Here is a 16144-nt window from a genome sequence, read left to right on the forward strand (position 1 = left end):
TGTATCGTCTGATCAAGGCTCGCTTCCCCGTTCTTACCCGGGGGGTGGATTTATTATGCTTAATCGACGTCACTTTTTTGGCAGGGGATCCGTGCTGGCGGCTTCGGCCGTCGGAGCCCCCTGGATTGCGCGTTCAGCGACCGAGCCGGCCCGACCCGGGCAACGGCCTCGCCATATCATTCACATCGTGAGCGACGGGATGAGTGCTGGAACGCTGAGTTGCGCCGACCAGCTGTCCTTGCGTCTTCGCGGCCGCGGTCTGACCTGGTTGAAGCTCTGCAATCAGCCGGGGTCTCATCTGGGCTTGATGGAGACCCGATCCCTCAACTCGCTCGTCACGGACTCGGCCGCGGCCTCGTCGAGCTGGGGGAGTGGGGTGCGGGTGAACAATGGGACCGTCAACCAATCCTCTAAGGATAAGCCTCTGAAGACCCTCTACGAGCTTTTCGCCCAGGCGGGCTGGAAACGAGGGTTGGTGACGACCGCCGAGATCACTCATGCCACTCCCGCTGGGTTCGCCACCTCCGTCAAGAAGCGGGGAATGGCTACCACCATCGCTTCACAGTATCTCCAACGGGAGATCGACGTGCTCCTCGGCGGGGGAGCCAAGTTCTTCGAGGCGAGCTATCGGCTCGACGGCAAGGACCTGTTTGGCGCCTTCGCGAAAGCGGGCTACCGGATCTTGCGAACTCCGGCGGAGCTGGCGGTGGCCCCCACCGATGCGCGTTGGCTGGGAACCTTCGCAGCCTCCCATCTTCCCTACGCCTTGGACCACATCCCGGATGCGAAGCTGCGAGCGGATGTCCCGACCCTGGCCACCATGACTGCCGCCGCCTTGCGTCGATTGGAGAAGGAGAACCATTTTATCCTGCAGGTCGAGGGCGCGCGCATCGATCATGCCTGCCACAACAACGACGCGGCCGCCGCACTGCACGACCAGATTGCGTTGGACGAGGCGATTGACGCGTGTGTGGAGTTCCAAAAACGGGTTCCTGACACCCTGCTGGTGCTCACGACCGATCACGGCAATGCCAACCTGGGTTTGAACGGAACTGGAGATTCGTACGCGGATAGCAGCAAGGTGTTTCAAAATCTCAAGGAGGTGAAAAGCTCCTTTGTAACCTTGCTTCGGCCGCTCAAGCGCCGCACAGCGGAAGAACCGCCGGAGAAGGAATTGGACGAGGAGGCTGAAAAGAAGAAGGAAGCTGCCAAATCCGCCACTGAAAAAGAACGTGAGGCCACCCGAAAGAAAAAGGAAGAGGAGAACGTGGCCACACCTACGGAGATTGTGGAGCTGGTTCAAGCCGCCACCGGCTATAAGATGCCCTACCGCAAGGCTGAACTGTTGCGTCTGCATCTTTCCAACGCCGGGGAAGCTCTCTACGATGTACGCAAATCGGATGTCAGCGCTCTCGGCGATGTGTTGTCCAATCATTTGGGCATTGGGTTTACCGGAACCAGCCATACCTCGGACCATGTTCCCGTCCTGGCCGTTGGTCCGGGGGCGGAACACTTCCACGGCTTCATTAAGAACACCGATGTCTTCCGCCACTATTTGGGGTTGGCGAAGATCGACTTTCGCAACCCCGACGAACCGCTGGTGGCAGGGGGGCCCTCCGCTACGGAGGTCGAGCGACACGGTGACTATCAATGGGTCTGAGGGCGCCTCGCCCTGGAATCCTGGTTGAAAGGATCCGTCAGCCTGCCTAGGCTCGTAGCCATGAATTCCCTTTCGCTGAGGCCCGCGGCGTTACGGTTGGCTTATTTTGGAGTGTCGGTCGCTCTGTCCGCTGGAATGGGCCTTGCGGGGGAGTCTCCTCGTCCATGGAAAGGCGATGTTTGGCGGGCGCATCATCGGGTGATCGACCTGCACCAGCATATTGAAGGTCTGGAGGAACGGTTTCAGCGGGCGCTTAGAATCAATGATCGCGTGGGGGTTGGCGTTGCCGTGAATCTCAGTGGTGGCACGGTGACCCATAAGCCTGGTGAGATCTCCGAGTTCCAGCGGGTTTCCGAGTTGGCCCAGAAAGTCGCCCCTGATCGCTTCCTGAGTTACTTCAACCTGGACTACACCGGTCTGGATGATCCGGATTTCTCCGCACGGGCCGTCAAGCAAGTGGAGGAAGCCCACCGACTGGGAGCAGCCGGGCTCAAGGAGTACAAGCGCCTGGGACTTACCATTCGCAATAAGGCTGGGGAGATCCTGCCGATCGACGATCCCAGGCTGGATCCAGTCTGGAAGCGTTGCGGCGAGCTGAAGCTGCCGGTCAGCATTCACGTCGCGGATCCGAAGGCCTTCTGGCTCCCGTATAATCAGCAGAACGAACGTTGGAAGGAGCTGAAGGATCATCCGAAGTGGTGGTTCGGCGATCCTAAGCAATTTCCCAGTCGAGAGCAGCTTCTCGCCGCGTTGGATCGGGTGATTGTTCGCCATACGAACACCACTTTCGTTTGCGTGCACTTTGCGAACAACTCAGAGGATCTGGACTGGGTTGAGCGGATGTTGGACACCCGTCCGAACATGAATGCCGATCTGGCAGCGCGCATCCCGGAGATCGGGCGGCACAATCCCGAGCGCGTGCGCCGGTTGTTCATCAAGCATCAAGATCGGATCTTTTTTGCCACCGATTTTCAGGTGTATAGTCGTTTGATCCTGGGGAGCGCTGGCGACGCGGAGCGTCCCAGCGACGACGAGGCCGCCCAGTTCTTCCATAAAGAGTGGCGATGGTTGGAAACCGAGGATCGGGATTGGCCGCACATGACTCCGATCCAGGGCGATTGGAACATCAGTTCCATTGGGTTGCCAACCGAGGTGTTGCGGAAGATCTATTTTGACAATGCGCGTCGGCTGCTGGTGCGGTCTTTGCCGTTCACCCGCATTCGCGCCGCGCGAATTGCCGAGGACTTTCCCATCGAGGGCCGGGATCGCCCGGGGACGTGGTCACGGGCAACCCCTTTTCCTCTAGAGCAGCAGACGCAGGACGGCAAGGCGCGTCCCGAGCTGAGCACCACTTGCCGCGTGCTGTGGTCGGATCGCTTCCTGTACCTACAATACGATTGTCCCTTCAAGACCCTGACAGTGTATCCGACTGTTCAAAAGGAGGAGCGCATTAAGAATGGGCAGGCGCTTTGGGATAAGGATGTAGTGGAGGCGTTCATCGGTTCCGATCCGGCGCATCCTGACCATTACACGGAGTATGAATGGGCGCCGAACGGAGAGTCGCTGGATCTCAAGATTCGCCGGCCCCACTCAGACTTCGCCTGGAGCAGCGGGATGGAGTCGGTCGTCACGGTGGATGAAGAGCGCAAGGTTTGGAAGTGCTCGGTTCGCATCCCCTTGAGCGCACTTTCGGAAACCGCTCCTCAGCCGGGGACGAAGTGGCGCATGAACCTCTATCGGATCGATCGAGCGCACAAAGCCTTCCTGGCGAGCAACCCCACCTTGAACGGATCCTTTCACACCTTTGACCGTTTTGGCTGGCTCGAGTTTGAGAAGTGAGCTGAGCTAAAACGAGGCCCGGCCGGATTTGCACCGCAGAGACGGGATGAGCGCAGAGACGATGAGGGCGTGCCACCGCAGTCCATACTCGGAAGCTCTTGAGTGGGGTTCCCATCGGCCCGCGTCTTTACGTCTCCGCGGCGCCGCGTTCATCCCCAAGAGGAAGCGGGTGGAGCTACGAACTCCCCACTTGGCCTCGTCGTGAGTCCATGCCCCATATACGGCTTTATTGGGGTGCTGCCGCTGCCATAGACACGCAGCGGCGCAGAGAGGACGGGGAGGAGACAACTCTCTGATCCTGCGTCTGGGTGCGACCGACCGGCATTCCCCCCGGTCCTCTGACGTAGGGTTCGGTCTTCTCTGCGCTCTTCCCGTCTCTGCGGTGCAAACCCGGGTCCAAGGCCAGATATGCACCGATTAGATCCTCTCCAGGTGCCCACCCCAACTCCGCATAGTATCCTGGACCTGCCACTTTCGCGAAGCCGCCCTATTCCGGGTCCAGTTCTAGGCAGGGCGACGGTCCTGTTCTCTGTGTCAGCTTTCAAATCCTGAGCAGTTCCCGGCCCGGGACCCACGACCAACCGCGTGAACGTACGTTCAGCAACGTGGTCGTATGGAGCACGGTGTTGGGGAGGTTTCGTGATTGCGTTACGCTACGGAAGTTTTTATGGAACAGTTAGTTGTGAGGATCTTGGGTCGAGAGAGTCGGCGCCACGCTGATGGATGGACCCGCACACCCACGACCAATCGCGTGAACGTACGTTCAGCGAGTTGGTCGTGCGGAGGCCAAGGTGGGGAGCGGCATTGGTGAGACCTGAAGAGTTGTGAATTGGCGGTAGCCGACCGGATACCAGGGCTCCGGCGGCTCTCATGGTGAAGCCGTAGGAAGCGGCGGCTTTCGGCGTGCCGACTTCATACGCCCGGTCATTTTTCGTCGAGCAAACGCAGAACTCGACCGGCCAGATTGCCTCGCGCATTCACGTCGCGAAGATTCCCCTTTTTGTCGATCAACCAGAGTGACGGGATGGTCTGGATCTGGAACTCCTCTGCCAGCCGTTCGGAATCGGGCCCGAAGGTCTGTGGCCAAGTGATCTTGTGATCGGCCAGGGCCTGATCCAGTTCGGGTCGCTCCCGATCGAGGGAAATGCCGATCATCTCAAAGCCTCGAAGGTGCAACTCGTTAAAGACCTTTTGGAGCTTCGGTAGCTCGGAGATCGAGTTGGCGCTCCAGCTGGCCCAGAAATGAAGCAAAACGACTTTGCCTTGATGCACGCCGAGGTCGAGTGATTTTCCATCCAGCCCCGGGGCTTTGAATGTGACCGGTTTTCCGAGGCGGTTCAATCGATCCTGGAGTCGCTTGACACCTTCCTGAAGCTGCTCCGGCAGGCTGATGCCGGCCAGTTCGGTGGCGAGTTGCTGGGCGCGTCCAGTCTCGCCGGCGGTCATCCAGCCATCCGCCACTGAGAGCATTAAAGCATGGGGTTCGGCCCGTTCGGGAAAGTCCTTCTGAATGGATCGCACGCCGATTTCCATGGCGGCTACGGAGTTGCTGGAGGCGGAGTCGTCACTGGCCTTCACCTGGCGCTGTAGTTGCTTGATGCGGATTGCGAGCCGATCTTCGGTGGTGCTGCTGGCGTCGCTCAGCCTTGCCGTTTCCAGGCGTGACAACCGCTCGAGGACATTCGTCTGGCCGAGTTCGGCGGCGACGCTCAGCAATTCGAGTTCCTGCTCGCGAGCTTCCCTGGCCTTGTCGTGAGTGGGAAACTTCTCATGAAAGACGAGCGCGCGCTTCGCACCCTCCGCGGCGGCGGCACCGAGCTTGAGCTCGAACGCCGCCAACTCTTCAGGGCTGGGCTCTCGAGTTTCCCATTCGGCGGGAGCGGGCGGAGCCTGCAAGGACTTCACCAATTCTTCCCATGCTTGATCCGCTTCGGAAATCTGGCCGACGTTCAAGCCCTCGATGGTGACCATCTCGGCGGGGGGTGGAGGGGCGGAAGGCTGTGCCTGAGGCTCCGCAGCTGAGGGGGCCGATGGTTTGCATCCGGCACCCCAAAGCAGCAGCATGAGTAAGCAGGCCGAGCTGTGGAGGAGTTGGATTCGAGGAAGGACTGCAGGGTCCTTGAGGCTAAGAAAATTCATGATGGAAGGACTGGTTTATTCGCCCACCTTGGCGGGGGCGGCAGAGGGGGCAGAAAGCTTGTGAAGCAGCAATAGGAGCCGGCGAGGATTCAGCGGATCGGCGAAGTCGGCCTGGCGCGCTTGGGACGGGGCGGCCTCGGCTTGCTCAATCAAAGCGAGGACGGAACGCACTTCCTCGGGATGAAGCGCTGAACCGGTTGGTTCCTCCTGCTCGATCCTGGCTGCTTTGCGGGCAAACTCCATCAATACAGGGCAGGGCTCCAGACAGGGGACCATGCTCTTCTCCGCCACCGTGTCCGCCGGGAGATCCGGGACCGCCCAGAGCCGACGTTTGAGGCAGAAACGGACATCGCAGCAAGCCCGCGCAATATGCCTTGCCTGCGCATCCGTCACCATTGCCGTCAGCCGATACATTCCGGTCTGCCGCTCGGTGTAGTCGCGGTAGGAGATCGCGGCATCGGACCGTTGTTGGACGGTGAACCAATCAGCGATCGACCCAGGATAAAATTGCCCGAGCGCGAAATCGAGTTCGGCCAGGTCGCCGGCCTCGAGTCTCCAGCCGGCCGGGAGATCAGGCGAACCTTTCAGGGGACGAAACACCCCTGTCGACGTGGATTGGCTCATCTGCCGGGCTTCGCTGGCGCTGATGAGCCTCAATTCGTCGGGTGCTCTGCTATGGTCGTCACGATGACGCAGCTCGTAGCCGCGCCCGCGCTGCTGCACCCTGACTTGGCCGAAGGTGAGTCCTTCGCCGATCTGCGAGACGAAGGCTTGGATGGCCGGATGGGGGGTGGGCATCAGTAGTGAGGCTCGTTGCAATCGAGCCAATAGCGACACAGACAGTCTACGAGTTCCACAAACCGTTCAAACTCCACCGGCTTGGTCAGGTAGCTATTGGCTCCGGACTGATAGGCGCTTTGGACGTCCCGACGTTCATTGGAGGAGGTAAGAACGACGATGGGCAGGAGCCGGGTGCTGGACTCCGATCGGAGCCGCTTCAATAATTCCAGACCATCAACCTTGGGCATCTTCAGATCCAAAAGGATTAACGCTGGGCGTGTACGTTGGTCGGTTGAGGAACCGCGCTTAGTGCTGGTGAGAAAGGCGAAAGCCTCAGCCCCATCCTCCATGGCGATTACTGCCTGGTTGGGGCGACATCGCTTCAGGGCTCTCAGAGTCAATTCCCGATCGTCGGGATTGTCTTCAATCAAGATTATCGTGCGTTCATTCATCGAGCTGCGCGTCCGAGGAGACTTTGCCTCAGAAGGGTCGAGCTCGAAACCGTGACCCTCTCATGCAGATGAAAGCCCACATTAAAGTTCACTTGATGTTCGCACCCAACAACCCTCTGCATCGGCCCTTGCCTCCTCCGACGCAAAACAACCGGGCAACAAATGCCTATCACGTTTCCCTGAAGTTGCCAACCTACAATTGAGTGAAGATTCTGAAGCCGATTAGGAACGGGGTGGGGAGAGGATCACCGGTCCCGTACCGGAGTCTGCCCAATTGTGGGCGAGGTGCTTGGCGATGGACCTAAGGATCTTTTCGGAGGGGTATCCATCTTGGTCCAGCAATTGGCGGGCGCGGGCGATTCGGGCCTGATCCAGATGGGAAGATTCGACCTGCGCCGGGGTGAACGGGGAGGACGACGTCACCCCAGATCGAGGATTTGAGGTCAAACCTTCCTCGATGGGGTTCGATCGGGTCGTCTTCTTTGGATTCACACTCATATGCCAGGTTGTATCTATTCGGTCGGCTGGGTTTGCTAGTTAAGCTCTTCCCATACTACCGACCTCTATAATATCGGACGGACAACACTAGGTTCTGAAGGAGGTTCTTAGATTTGCTTAATCTTGAGCCAGAGTTATTTGCGTAGGGTGCGATAGAACCTTCGATCCCCGGCTTGAGGACTGGTATCGGTCACGATTAGCTGGCCGCTTTGGTTCTGTTCGGTGGCCAGCGGCACCCAGGTCTTCAGATCGGTCGAGGACTGGAACTCGTAGGTCACTCCCGGCATGCCTTGGAGTTGGAGCTGGAAGCTGCCGTCGGGTAGGAAGGCCCCGGTTAAGATGTCCTGGAAGTCCGGGACGATCACACCGCAGGCATACTTGGTCGGGAGTGGCAGCCCGTCCACGTCCAGGATCTCCCGAGCCCAGGGCTGGTCTGTGGGGCAGAGGGTGACTCGCTGCTCGGCAGGAATGCTACCATCCAATTTGAACTGGACCACAATGAGCGCGGCATCGCGGGAGTTGAGAACTGCGCCGGGAGGCAGGGTGGCTCGAATGCCAATCTGGCCTAGCGTGCTCTTGGTTGTGTCCGATTCCAGCACCGCAGCGGCAGGCAGATCGGGGCCGGGGAGCACCACGGGATTGGAGAGTTTAAGCGGGTCGTAAGAGAGTGAGAAGCGGAACGAGTGTTCTCCGCCATTCGCCGCGACCGACAGTGTTACGGGCACGATGGATCCTGGTGTGCCGGTTCGAGGTTCGACATAGAGCACCCGGATGCGGCTGGCCACGACCACACTGATGATTTGGCTGGTGACCGAGCCTAGCTGGTTTTGGATCCGGACTTCGTACATTCCGCGATCACTCTCGCGAATGTCCGTGAACGTGAGGCTAGCGGCGGTGGCGCCGGAGACATGGTCGTCATCCAGGATCGGGATCCCGGATCGGTACCACTGGTAAGTCAGCGGAAGAGTGCCTGCCACTGAAACGCTCAGGGTTTCATTGGTCCCCATGAATGTGGCCAGGCTGTGGGGCTGCTCGATGATCACCGGAGCCTGCTGATAGGCGGAGCTGTGCCAGTTGAGCGCCAGCACTCCCGTGGTGGGGTATCCATTGGTGCCATCGCGGCGATCGACTGCGACATGGTAAGTGGTGCCCGCGATGGCCTGGAGGCTGAGCCGGCTGGTTCCTGCCCCGCCTGAGTCGTCGTCTTGGCTTACCCGGACCAGGCCTCCCAGACTATCGCCCGTGTAAATGGACAGGAAGGAATCGAAGCTGCTGCCTACGGTATCCCAAACGAAAGTCTCCGAGGTGGGTGCGGTCCAGCAATACCAAAGCGAGCTCCCTCCGTTGGCAGGTCCGTGCGCTGGTTCCTCGTCCTCCATGCTGGCATTCAAGATATTGCCCGAGACCCGCCCATCACTGCCGGCCAGTGGCAGACAGTTGGCGAACTCATCAGGTGATTCCGGATTGATGCTGAGCACCACAACTCCACCCGGGGACCCCGACCCGAGGTTGAAGCCATCGACGGCAACATAGTATTTTGTTTGGGCGACCGCCTCGAAGCTCAACCGCGATTGCTTGTTGAGCTCGCTGATGGCACCGCCTTCCGCCACTCGGTTATCATTGAGTTCGGCCAAGGTGTTCCCGGTGTAGACGGCTACGACGGACTCGAACGCACTGCCTTCAGTGCTCACGATCACGGGGCCACTGTAAGGCGCGACCCAATAATACCAGATCGATTTTGAGGCTGCGCTTCCGGCGTCGGCCAAGTGCTTGGGTTCCCCGGTTTGGCGGGTGGCGCAGGTGTTGTCATTCACAACGGTGACCACCGAGCCGGAGAGCTGTTCGGCGTTGACGAAATCGTCGTTGGCGGGACGGCTGGAGCACGGAGCGGTGAGTGTGAATGGCACCCGGGTGAGGTTATTGTCGTCATTGCTCTCGGGGATCTGATGCAGGGGGTCGACCTCAATTTCCAAAACGTAATCTCCTGGAGGCAAGCCGGTAATGTCCACGTATTGGCAAGGGAGATCGGCCGCATAGATGTCACTCCAGCCGGCCTGGATTCCCTGGAGATCGCAGGTGAACTGTCGGGTGGCCCCGGAGGGGGCGGCGACGTTTTGCACATCCTCCAGGCAGAAACCGAATTTGTTGCCGATGCGCATCAGGTCGTTGCTGACGGTCAACACGCGATAGGTGGCCAGCGCTTCGAAATGGTAGTGGTTGTGACAGGCGGCGTATTGGAAGAGGGGACTGTCGGCTGGAGATCCATAGACCAGATCCTCGGTGCCCAGGTTGAAGGTGTGCATGTCGAAGCGCAGCAAGCGTCGTCGACCTAGCACGGTGCAGCGTTCTTCTACCTCGCAGACGGAGCGGTCGTCCTCCGTGAAAATCTGCTCGACGATCTTGAGGTTCACCAATCGTTCGGGCACCAGAAGATCCGGCCCTCCCCCGGGCTTGAGGGTTTGCGACCAACGCAGCGTGAAGTCCCCGCTGGCACCGTCGATGCCATCCACCGCGATTCGATAGACCTGCCCGGGAGCGAGTTGAAAGCTCACCGAACTGTTGAGTCCGCTGGCAATGGGGGTAAGGCTTTCGAGCGTTTTCTCGACGTAGACCGCCAGGGCAAAGCCAAACGTGGCGTCTTGGACGCTGAAATCGACCGTGCCCCCGGAGCTGCAGTGCCAGAGGTACCAGACCGACTTTCCTCCGGCGTTGCCGGCGTGGGCGGGTTCGCCCTCTTCCTTGGAGGCATCCACATTGCTGCCGGAGAGGGTGCCCACGCCGCCAGTTATCAGCTTGCCGTTTAGGAAGCTGTCGTTGGAAGGTATTGCGGCATAAGAGCCTACAGTGATTACTAGGCTGATCAATCCGGACAGGAGCCAGGCAGGGCAGAGACGAAGTCTTGATGAGGATGTCCAGGCCGCTGTCGGTTTGGGCCAAAATCCCCATTCTCCCTTGATACAATCAAACTTCATGAATTTCAGAGCAATCAAACCAACGACCCTCGGTCTCGGCTAACCGTTCCAAAGAACCATTCGGAACAATTGAGCCCCTACCTTACGTGCAATTTGCAGCCAAGCAGGGCTGTAAGCCAAGTGTCCTGAGCGAGGTCAAACTAAGAGCTAGATGGAACTAAAGCAAGGGGGTGGAATGGAGATTCTCTCTACGGATTTTGGCATCAAGAATTCTATTGTTACACAGTGGCCGGGTCTCCTAGCCTTCTTATCCTCAACACGAGAAATGAGCCGACTATGCAGGTTGTGATCCTTTGTGGTGGTCTCGGAACCCGTTTACGGGAAGAGACGGAATTTCGTCCGAAGCCGATGGTCCCCATCGGTGGGCGTCCTATCCTTTGGCACATCATGAAGACGTATGCTCATTTTGGGCATAAGGACTTCGTGCTGTGCCTGGGCTACAAGGGCGAGATCATCAAGGATTACTTCCGCAACTATCATTGGAATACGAGCGATGTCACGCTCCGGCTTGGGGCCAAGCCACAGATTACATATCACAACACCCATGACGAGGAGGACTGGACCGTCACGCTGCTCGACACGGGTGCTGAGACGCAGACAGGCGGACGGCTTCGGCGTGCCTTGAAGCATGTCCAAGACCAGACTTTTTTGCTGACCTATGGCGACGGAGTGACGGACAGCAATATCAATGACTCCATCGCGTTTCATCGTCAGCACGGCGGGGTTGCGACCGTGACGGCGGTAAACGCCACGGGTCGTTTTGGGGAGATGATGATGGAGGGCGACCGTGTGACCGCCTTTCATGAGAAGCCGGAGCGGGAGGCGGCGTTCATCAGCGGCGGTTTTTTTGTCCTGGATCAACGGATTGGGGAGTATCTCGATGGCGACGCCTGCATCTTCGAGCGAGCGCCCATGCAGACACTCAGCCGCCAGGGGCTCTTGCACGCGTATCGGCATCACGGCTTTTGGCAGTGCATGGACACCTTTCGCGAGCACGAGCTGCTGAACAAGATGTGGCAATCCGGCCAAGCCCCATGGAAAATCTGGTGACTCCCTGCTTTCAACGCTTTTACGCTTCAAAAACCGTCCTGATCACCGGGCACACCGGGTTCAAGGGGAGCTGGCTGGCATTGTGGCTCCACCATCTGGGGGCGCGGGTTTTTGGCTACGGTCATGGCGCTCCCACCTCGCCCAGCTTATTCGAGCTGATTCAGGGGCATGCCATTGAGAACGAGTATCCCGGGGACGTGCGGGACGGGGTGCGCATGCAGGAGGTGTTTGGCACCGTTCGCCCCGATGTGATCTTTCATCTCGCCGCGCAGCCTTTGGTTCGGCGTTCCTATCTTGACCCGCTGCCGACGTTCACCATCAACGCGCTGGGCACCGCCCAGGTTTTGGAGGCCGTGCGAGTGGCGCGCGTTCCAGCTCACGTGGTGGTGATCACCACTGACAAATGCTATGAGAACGTCGGGAAGCCGGAGGGGTATCAGGAGAGCGACGCGTTGGGCGGGCATGACATTTATTCGGCGAGCAAGGCGGCGGCTGAGCTGGCGGTGCAGGCGTGGCGGCGCTCGTTCTTTCAGGACAACCCCGCCCTCGGCAATGTGGCTTCGGCCCGCGGGGGCAATGTCATCGGAGGTGGGGATTACGCCGAGGATCGGCTCGTTCCGGACTGTGTGCGCGCGCTGCTCGCCGGAGAGACGATCGCGGTGCGAAACCCCCACTCGACGCGTCCGTGGCAGCATGTGCTCGATTGCCTGAGCGGCTATCTTTGGTTGGGTGCTCGGCTGGGTTTGGACGGAAAGAACGCCAAGGTGGCAAGCGCCTTTAATTTTGGTCCGGATCCGACCGCCAACCGGCCAGTGGTGGATTTGGTGGAAGGGATTCTTCAGGTCTGGCCCGGGGCATGGAAAAGCCTGGCGCCGCCCAATGCGCCGCACGAAGCGTCCAAGTTGAACCTGAACATCGAGAAGGCGGCTCGGGTGCTGGGATGGCGACCAACTTGGGATTTTGAAACCACGGTTCGGGAAACCATGACGTGGTATCAGCGGAGGCATCTGAATGCTGCGGAGGAGATGGTGAGGTTCTCGGTCGATCAGATTGAGCGCTTCACTCGTGCGGCAGCGGCCTCCGGTGCGACCTGGGCAGGGAAGGGGGGCGGATGACCGGAGCGCTTTCCTGCCGATCCTGCGGGCATGCGACTCTGCAACCCGTGTTGGATTTGGGTTTGCAGCCCTTGGCCAACAACCTCCTGCTCCCGGAACATCTCGGCCAAGCGGAGCCACGATTCCCACTCCGACTCCTGGTATGCCCCCGGTGCTGGTTGGTTCAGATCGGGGAACTGGTGCCTCCTGTTAAGTTGTTCTCCGAGTATCTCTATTTCAGTTCTTTTTCGGATGCCATGCTCCGTCATGCGCGCATCGCCTGCGAGCGCTATCGGGTGGAGCAGGGTCTCGGTGCGCACAGCCGGGTGGTGGAGATCGCCAGCAATGATGGTTATCTGCTCAGGAACTTTGTCCAAGCCGGCATTCCCTGCCTCGGCATTGAGCCCGCGGCGAATGTCGCCCAGGCGGCCGTGGCGCAGGGGGTGCCGACGCGCGTGGAGTTCTTTGGCGAAAAATCGGCCACCACACTGGTGGAGGAGGGGTTGGCGGCGGATTTGATCCTGGGCAACAACGTCTTCGCCCATGCCCCGTTCATCAACGACTTCGTCTCCGGTTTAAAGCGGCTGCTCAAGCCGGATGGGCAGGTCATTCTTGAATTTCCGTACGCTCTGGATTTCCTGGAGAATCGGGAATTCGACACGATCTACCATGAACATGTGTTTTACTTTTCATTGATCCCGCTGCTGCCGCTGCTGGATCGTCATGGGTTGGAGATCTTCCACGTCGAACGTCTGCCGATTCACGGTGGCTCCCTCCGTCTGTTTGCGGGACACCGAGGCGTCCGTCCGGTTAAGCCGAGCGTCGCGGATCGGCTTCAGGACGAGACCTCGCGAGGCCTGGCATCAGCTCGGCCTTACGAGCAGTTCGCCCATCGCGTTCAGGAGCTGAAGGAGGAGGTGGTGGCGGAGCTGCGCCGTCTCAAGCGAGAAGGCAAGCGCCTGGCTGCTTATGGGGCATCGGCCAAGGGCAGCACCTTGCTGAACTATTTTGGAATTGGGGCCGAGGAGCTGGATTACGTGGTGGATCGAAGCACCTACAAGCAGGGTCGGCTAACCCCCGGAACACACCTTCCGATCCTCCCCACCGAACAGCTTCTCGTGCGCAAGCCTGACTACACTCTGTTGCTCACGTGGAACTTCGCTGATGAGATCCTTGCCCAGCAATCCGCTTACCGGTCCGCGGGGGGCAAATTTCTTATCCCGGTTCCCGAGCTGCGGACGGTTTAGCCCTAGGTATTTTTCCTGCGGACAAGAGTCGATCTGTGGATGGAGTTACCTCACCCCCACTCGGAGTCGGGGTGAATTCTAGCAGGCCGAGGCCCAGACAGCCCTGGCACCAAGCGATAGCTCGGGTGGGCAGCCCGCAGAACGACATTCTAAGTCCGATGGCCTGCTAGGTCGACTGCCAGCCGCGGTAGGCGGAACCCAAGGCTCCCGCGAACTCGCCGAGTTGAGCCGGTCGCAAAGGAACAGAGTAGCCGCCCGGCTGCCATTCCATGCCGTCGAGCAGCTTTCGCAAAGGCACGAAGAGCGCATCACCGGACCGGGCGATGCCACCTCCGATGATCACGGCCGCTGGATCCAGGATGTTGATAAAGGAGGCGATGCCGGCGGCGAGTCGGCGGAGGGAGTCCAGCCAGATTTGGGCCGCGGCAGGGTCCCCTGCCTGGTATGCTTTCACCAAATCGTGGGTAGTGGCAAATCGCCCCTCCGAGCGTTCGCCGATGGTGCAATTGCCCATCGCCAACTCGAGGCTGCCGGGAGCTCCGCAGATGTCTGGCTTGCCGAACGGGTCGAGCGAGGCATGCCCGAAATGCCCAGCTCTCCCGATCTCGCCGAGCAGTAACTTTCCTTCAATCATCGCCGCTCCGCCGACTCCCGTTCCCAACGTCAACAAGATGGCGTTGCGCAGGCCGCGAGCCGCGCCCACCCAGGCCTCGCCGAGCAGCGCGGCATGCGCATCGTTGAGAACCGGGACCGGATTTTGGCGCTGCAGGCGAGTGGTCCAGTTCAAGCCTTCGAGCCCCGACAACCTTCCCGGCATGAACGCGATGGCGTCACCGGCCCGAGATGCCAGGCCTGGAGCAGCAAGTCCCACCGCTTGGGCCTGGGTTCCCTGTTGTCGTTCGATGTCCGCAACCACTTCCCCTATTCGCTTCGCCCAGTCCATGCTGGCGGAAGGATCGAAATCAACCTGGCGGCGGACCAGGATGGTACCATCGCGGGTCGCCGCGACGGACTTGACGCTCGATCCACCCAGATCGATGCCTATGGAGTAGGCGGGGGACTTAGGCTGGCTCATATTGTCCTTCGGAAACCGTCCATCCGCCATCGACCGCCAACACCTGACCGGTCACGAAGCGCGAGGCGGGGGATAGAAAAAAGATCGCCGCGGCATCCAGGTCCTCCGGACGGCCAATGCGTCCGCCCTCGAGCGGCTGCTTGGTCCGGATGAAGTCGAGGATCTCGGTATTCTCCTGCGCGCGACGCGACATCGGGGTCGCGACCAGGGCCGGGGCGACAACATTCACGCGGATGTTGTGGGGTGCATAGTAGGCAGCGGCGGACTGGCTCAATCCAACAATCGCCGCTTTGGCGGTTGCGTAGCCATGCGTGGAGAAGTAGCGCGGAGAGGGGGACTGGCCGAGTACGGAGCCCATGTTGAGAATCGTCCCGCCGCCGCCCTGTTTGAGGAATTGCTGGATGGCAGCTCGATTCGAATAGAACAAGGAATTGAGATTGAGATCGAGAGTGCCAGTCCATCCCGCATTCGTGATTTCGTGGAGCGGACCATCGCCCATTTTTCGACCGCTTCCACCGGCGACATGATAGAGCCCGTGGAAGCCGCCGAAGGAGTCCAGAGCGAGGCGGATGGCTTGGGCTGCGGTATCGGGGTGCGTCGCATCAGCAACCAGGGACCGGGCGGGGGAGCCGAGTTCGGCGAGGGCGAGGTCGGCCGAATCGCTCGTGCGTCCGACCACCACGATCCGTGCGCCTGCGGCCACGCACGCTCGGGCGGCGGAAAGGCCCAGGCCGGTCGTTCCTCCGATGATCACCAAGACTTGATTCGCCAGTTCGCTGGACATGTCGCAGGACGCTAGCAGCAAACACCGCCCACGCAAGAGCCGTGGTTGTCCGGTGAGATCTGTTACTCAATACGCAGGGGCCCTCTTAGGAGGAACTCCGGCATTAGCCGCAAAAAACGAAAGGAGACGAAAGAAGCGGACGGGTACCGGGTGGGTGAGGGCTTGGGCTCAGAAGTTCTTTTGTTGTCTTTTGTTTCTTGCGGCTAAAGGAGCGGCTGGGGTCTTGTCTTAGAGTTGTCCTTGGTGGTTGAACATTTGACGGAAACCCTCCTGTTGGTTTGGCGGCCTGCTAGCGCTTTTCCAGATAGCTACTCTGGGAATATTTGGTCTCGACGAGTTTTCGTGCGGCTTGCTGGATTCGCGGTGTGAGGGTGTAGGGGACGCCGCGCGTGCCGAAGCGTTGTTCGCCGGTCTGCAGGAAACTTTCCTGCCAATCGGAGCGCTTTACGTTTGGGGGCTGTTGCTGCACAGAACCTTGAATGAGCAGGGCCTGTCGCGAGCGCCGCTGGGCCGCGCCAGCGACCTTGTGTCCTTCCCAGAGCAGATCAAACTTC

The 16144-nt window shown here is 59.8% G+C and carries 13 protein-coding genes; 5 read left to right on the plus strand and 8 right to left on the minus strand.

All coding sequences use genetic code 11. The features are described 5' to 3' along the window. Nucleotides 1-55 precede the first annotated feature (55 nt). A complete protein-coding gene (locus tag JNN07_28530; protein ID MBL9171710.1) occupies nucleotides 56-1660 on the plus strand; it encodes an alkaline phosphatase in 1605 nt (534 codons plus the stop codon). 60 nt (nucleotides 1661-1720) lie between these two features. Continuing rightward, nucleotides 1721-3499: an amidohydrolase family protein gene (locus JNN07_28535; GenBank protein ID MBL9171711.1), complete on the plus strand. Its 1779-nt coding sequence runs from the start codon at nucleotides 1721-1723 to the stop codon at nucleotides 3497-3499. Nucleotides 3500-4423: 924 nt separating this feature from the next. On the opposite strand, the gene JNN07_28540 is transcribed toward JNN07_28535, so the two are convergent. From JNN07_28540 to JNN07_28560, 5 genes are all read right to left on the minus strand, one after another. Continuing rightward, nucleotides 4424-5638: a TlpA family protein disulfide reductase gene (locus JNN07_28540; protein MBL9171712.1), complete on the minus strand. Its 1215-nt coding sequence runs from the start codon at nucleotides 5636-5638 to the stop codon at nucleotides 4424-4426. A gap of 15 nt (nucleotides 5639-5653) precedes the next feature. Further along, on the minus strand, nucleotides 5654-6436 hold the full coding sequence (locus JNN07_28545; GenBank protein MBL9171713.1) for a hypothetical protein: 783 nt from the start codon (nucleotides 6434-6436) through the stop codon (nucleotides 5654-5656). Continuing rightward, nucleotides 6436-6870, minus strand: a complete 435-nt coding sequence (locus JNN07_28550; GenBank protein ID MBL9171714.1) for a response regulator — start codon at nucleotides 6868-6870, stop codon at nucleotides 6436-6438. The genes JNN07_28545 and JNN07_28550 overlap by 1 nt, the downstream gene beginning before the upstream one ends. Before the next feature lie 222 nt (nucleotides 6871-7092). After that, the gene (locus JNN07_28555; GenBank protein MBL9171715.1) at nucleotides 7093-7368 is read right to left on the minus strand and encodes a hypothetical protein; all 276 of its coding nucleotides are present in this window, start codon (nucleotides 7366-7368) and stop codon (nucleotides 7093-7095) included. 134 nt (nucleotides 7369-7502) lie between these two features. Beyond that, entirely contained in the window at nucleotides 7503-10340 is a 2838-nt protein-coding gene (locus tag JNN07_28560) for an immunoglobulin domain-containing protein (GenBank protein ID MBL9171716.1), read from the minus strand. 276 nt (nucleotides 10341-10616) lie between these two features. Between JNN07_28560 and rfbF the strand changes: the two genes are divergently transcribed. Genes rfbF through JNN07_28575 form a run of 3 tightly spaced genes read left to right on the plus strand, consistent with a single transcriptional unit; the run spans nucleotide 10617 to nucleotide 13731 of the window. Continuing rightward, nucleotides 10617-11390, plus strand: coding sequence for a glucose-1-phosphate cytidylyltransferase (rfbF, locus tag JNN07_28565; protein ID MBL9171717.1), 774 nt, complete (start codon nucleotides 10617-10619; stop codon nucleotides 11388-11390). Continuing rightward, nucleotides 11375-12505: a CDP-glucose 4,6-dehydratase gene (rfbG, locus tag JNN07_28570; protein MBL9171718.1), complete on the plus strand. Its 1131-nt coding sequence runs from the start codon at nucleotides 11375-11377 to the stop codon at nucleotides 12503-12505. The genes rfbF and rfbG overlap by 16 nt, the downstream gene beginning before the upstream one ends. Continuing rightward, the gene (locus JNN07_28575; protein ID MBL9171719.1) at nucleotides 12502-13731 is read left to right on the plus strand and encodes a methyltransferase domain-containing protein; all 1230 of its coding nucleotides are present in this window, start codon (nucleotides 12502-12504) and stop codon (nucleotides 13729-13731) included. The genes rfbG and JNN07_28575 overlap by 4 nt, the downstream gene beginning before the upstream one ends. 166 nt (nucleotides 13732-13897) lie before the next feature. Here the strand turns inward: JNN07_28575 and JNN07_28580 are convergent, their stop codons facing one another. From JNN07_28580 to JNN07_28590, 3 genes are all read right to left on the minus strand, one after another. After that, complete coding sequence (locus JNN07_28580) at nucleotides 13898-14806, minus strand: ROK family protein (GenBank protein MBL9171720.1); 909 nt, start codon at nucleotides 14804-14806, stop codon at nucleotides 13898-13900. Next, nucleotides 14793-15590: an SDR family oxidoreductase gene (locus tag JNN07_28585; protein MBL9171721.1), complete on the minus strand. Its 798-nt coding sequence runs from the start codon at nucleotides 15588-15590 to the stop codon at nucleotides 14793-14795. The genes JNN07_28580 and JNN07_28585 overlap by 14 nt, the downstream gene beginning before the upstream one ends. Nucleotides 15591-15879: 289 nt before the next feature. Then, nucleotides 15880-16144 (minus strand): hypothetical protein (locus JNN07_28590; protein MBL9171722.1); only part of this gene is annotated, 265 nt, incomplete at its 5' end.

The organism is Verrucomicrobiales bacterium, assembly GCA_016793885.1.
Lineage (GTDB): Bacteria > Verrucomicrobiota > Verrucomicrobiia > Limisphaerales > UBA11320 > UBA11320.

Bases quoted from the DNA above. Each gene is read 5' to 3' on its own strand.
- JNN07_28535 (MBL9171711.1), top strand. From the start codon at position 1,721: ATGAATTCCCTTTCGCTGAGGCCCGCGGCGTTACGGTTGGCTTATTTT.
- JNN07_28555 (MBL9171715.1), bottom strand. From the start codon at position 7,368: ATGAGTGTGAATCCAAAGAAGACGACCCGATCGAACCCCATCGAGGAA.
- JNN07_28575 (MBL9171719.1), top strand. From the start codon at position 12,502: ATGACCGGAGCGCTTTCCTGCCGATCCTGCGGGCATGCGACTCTGCAA.
- JNN07_28550 (MBL9171714.1), bottom strand. From the start codon at position 6,870: ATGAATGAACGCACGATAATCTTGATTGAAGACAATCCCGACGATCGG.
- rfbG (MBL9171718.1), top strand. From the start codon at position 11,375: ATGGAAAATCTGGTGACTCCCTGCTTTCAACGCTTTTACGCTTCAAAA.
- JNN07_28545 (MBL9171713.1), bottom strand. From the start codon at position 6,436: ATGCCCACCCCCCATCCGGCCATCCAAGCCTTCGTCTCGCAGATCGGC.
- rfbF (MBL9171717.1), top strand. From the start codon at position 10,617: ATGCAGGTTGTGATCCTTTGTGGTGGTCTCGGAACCCGTTTACGGGAA.
- JNN07_28585 (MBL9171721.1), bottom strand. From the start codon at position 15,590: ATGTCCAGCGAACTGGCGAATCAAGTCTTGGTGATCATCGGAGGAACG.
- JNN07_28560 (MBL9171716.1), bottom strand. From the start codon at position 10,340: ATGAAGTTTGATTGTATCAAGGGAGAATGGGGATTTTGGCCCAAACCG.
- JNN07_28530 (MBL9171710.1), top strand. From the start codon at position 56: ATGCTTAATCGACGTCACTTTTTTGGCAGGGGATCCGTGCTGGCGGCT.
- JNN07_28540 (MBL9171712.1), bottom strand. From the start codon at position 5,638: ATGAATTTTCTTAGCCTCAAGGACCCTGCAGTCCTTCCTCGAATCCAA.
- JNN07_28580 (MBL9171720.1), bottom strand. From the start codon at position 14,806: ATGAGCCAGCCTAAGTCCCCCGCCTACTCCATAGGCATCGATCTGGGT.